Genomic DNA, 2,657 nt, shown 5'->3' with positions numbered 1-2,657 from the left:
CGCATTCGTTTCGAACGTCGCGCTGATATTCATCAAGCATTCCTTAAACTTGGCTGCAGTCTGATCTGCTGGAGCAAACTTCAGCAGGCATCGCAGCCTTTATGAAACCGTCTCTAAGAATTAAAATGTTAACACACTGCAACAAATATCGTTATCAGACATGTCGACTCACTTGGCTAGTGCGATGGCGGTCCGGCAATCCGGGTTGGAATACCTCAGGGGAAATAGCTGCTAAAACATCATTTGAATGTCACATCGACTGTAACCAAACGTCCAATCAGTATTGGATCAATATTAACAAATGCGGGCAATTCAACAATTTTTTGGGGCGGCAGCATAGCCAGAGAGGGCGCTAGCGATTTTTTTGTTTAAAATTCAAATGTAACTTGACAATTCAAATTCAACGCGGCAACAATTCTGCACTTCAAATGTAAGTTCCAATCGAATTAACTGCTTTTCCACGAAACAAATGTCCAGATAACGGTCTGGATTTCCGATGCCGAAAACCTCGATCTGGAGATTCATCATGCAAAAATTTGTTCGGAACATGATTGTCATCAGCGCAGCGGCAAGCATGTGCTCCAGCGCATTAGCCGGTACCGCAACCGCCACCATGACCAACACGGTCACCATCAGCAACAGTTGCAGCATCAGCACCCTCGGTTTCACGACAACCTACGATCCGATCGTCGCCAACGCCGCCACTAACCAGTACACCACTGCCAGCGTCACTACTACCTGCACCGTAGGCGCCAGCCCGGTCATCACCCTGGGCCAGGGAGCCAATGCGAATACCGGTTCCACCAATGCGGTACCGCTGCGCCGTCTTTCCAGTGGTGGCGGCACGCCGTCATATCTCAACTACGGCTTATTTTCAGATACCAATCACGCCGTAACCTGGGGTAACACGGCGGCCACAGCGCCGGCGGCGGTCACCGCCACAGGCCTTCCCACTACTATAACCATTTATGCCAGTGTCCCCTCCGGTCAAACATCGGCACCAGCCGCGACCTATACCGATACGGTCGTCGCCACTGTCACGTTTTGACCGGATTTATCCAGAATGCGATTCCTTGACAGGTCGCGCTATAAACTCGCGATTCTCTCCTGCGCAATTACTACCCAGAACCTGTGGGCGGCGTCATTCAACGTCAACCCGATCGGCTTCGACCTCAATGCAGAGCGCCCGTCTGGCGTACTGCAAATCAGAAACACTGGTGATACACCGGTGCGGATACAGGTCGGTGCAGTCGACTGGAACACCGATGGCCGACAGGAAGTACAAGCCGATACCGATGCCCTGATGTTGAACCCGCCGATTTTTGCGATAGCGCCGGGACAAATTCAATTCCTGCGCTTTGGCGTGCGCAATCCGGTCAGTTCGGCGACCGAAAAAAGCTATCGCCTGGTGATTGAAGAGGTTCCATCCGGTGCGCCGCAGGGGGCAGGCCTGAAAACCTTGCTCAAAATCAGCATCCCAGTGTTTATCCTCCCGCAGAAAAGACAGGAAAATCTCTCATGGCAGATAAGACGGCAAGCAAACGGTCTGTTTTTGGTGGCGGCCAATGACGGCAACGTGCATAGCAAAATTGTGCAGATCCGCTTAACCAGTGCCGATAACGCAGATAGCCTGCAAATCAGCACGCCCGCTTATGTTTTACCGGGTCAGCGCAAGGAGTGGCCATTGACAAACGGAAAAATCCGTTCCGGCTTGATTCGACTGCATGTTCAGACAGACAAGGGCGAGATTGAAGAACAACTCAGGCTGGAGGCTGATCAGGTTTCTAGCCGCTAGCCTGATCGCTTTTCAAACCCCAGGCCGCGCAGCAGTTGACACCTCAGCATCAGAACAGGAGATATTATTGGCGGTTGTCGTCAATGATAAGAAATTGACTGACGCCACGCTGATCTTGCGCGCCGCCGATAACGGCATCATCGTACCAGCGCAGTTATTGAGCAATGCCCGCTTGCGCCTGCCGCGCAACGGCGCCATCAACAGCCACAACAGCCACAACAGCCACAACAGCAACTATTATCCGATCGATGCGCTGCCCGGCGTGCAGGCGGAAATCGATGCCGCCACTCAGACCCTGATCATCCACGCCCCTCCGGGGGCCCTCATCGATTCGGCGTTCAATCTGGGAGACCACCGGCCGCTACTGGTACAGGCCGCTGAAACGGGCGCTTTCCTCAACTACGACGTCAATTACACAAAAGCACAAAACCAGACGCAAGGCCAAAACCAGAGCAATCTCTCCGGCTTGGTGGAGGTAGGGGTATTCAGTGGCGGCGGCACCTATACCAGCCGCTTTGTTGGCTCCGACCTGACCGGACAGCGCACGCTGTTCCGTCTGGACAGCCAGTACACGCGGGACTTCCCCGAGCAACAAGCAACGCTGGTGGTGGGCGACGGTATCAGCGGCGTCAGCGCCCTGTCGCGCCAGGTCTATTTTGGCGGGCTTCAATGGCACACGAAATTCTCAACCATCCCCGGCTTCCAATCAATTCCACTGCCCACATTCAGTGGCACGGCAGCAGCTCCTTCCGTGGTGGATATCCAGTCCGCCCTGAACAATCCCATTTCCCAATAATTGTCTCAAGCCGTGACAGTCGCCATACGCCACATCGGCCAAAGCATTACCAGAAACGCAGCGCAA

General features: G+C 53.8%; 3 protein-coding genes and 1 pseudogene. All 4 read left to right on the top strand.

The window, feature by feature from the left end; genetic code table 11:
* Positions 1-105, top strand: a pseudogene (locus tag ACIQ0R_RS12180) (IS5/IS1182 family transposase); the annotation flags it as partial.
* Between the two features lie 421 nt (positions 106-526).
* A complete protein-coding gene (locus ACIQ0R_RS12175; RefSeq protein WP_395827818.1) occupies positions 527-1,048 on the top strand; it encodes a spore coat protein U domain-containing protein in 522 nt (173 codons plus the stop codon).
* A gap of 15 nt (positions 1,049-1,063) precedes the next feature.
* The gene (locus tag ACIQ0R_RS12170; protein ID WP_395827815.1) at positions 1,064-1,795 is read left to right on the top strand and encodes a molecular chaperone; all 732 of its coding nucleotides are present in this window, start codon (positions 1,064-1,066) and stop codon (positions 1,793-1,795) included.
* A 67-nt stretch (positions 1,796-1,862) separates the two neighbouring features.
* Positions 1,863-2,591, top strand: coding sequence for a hypothetical protein (locus tag ACIQ0R_RS12165; protein WP_395827812.1), 729 nt, complete (start codon positions 1,863-1,865; stop codon positions 2,589-2,591).
* Positions 2,592-2,657 lie beyond the last annotated feature (66 nt).

It is taken from the genome of Collimonas sp. (assembly GCF_044339385.1).
Classification (GTDB): domain Bacteria; phylum Pseudomonadota; class Gammaproteobacteria; order Burkholderiales; family Burkholderiaceae_D; genus Collimonas.
The sequence above is the reverse complement of the archived record's forward strand: the minus strand, read 5'-3'. Positions and strand labels throughout refer to the sequence as shown.

What these genes read in the sequence shown, in the direction of transcription:
- ACIQ0R_RS12175 (WP_395827818.1), top strand. Translation starts at nt 527, where the DNA reads ATGCAAAAATTTGTTCGGAACATGATTGTCATCAGCGCAGCGGCAAGC.
- ACIQ0R_RS12170 (WP_395827815.1), top strand. Translation starts at nt 1,064, where the DNA reads ATGCGATTCCTTGACAGGTCGCGCTATAAACTCGCGATTCTCTCCTGC.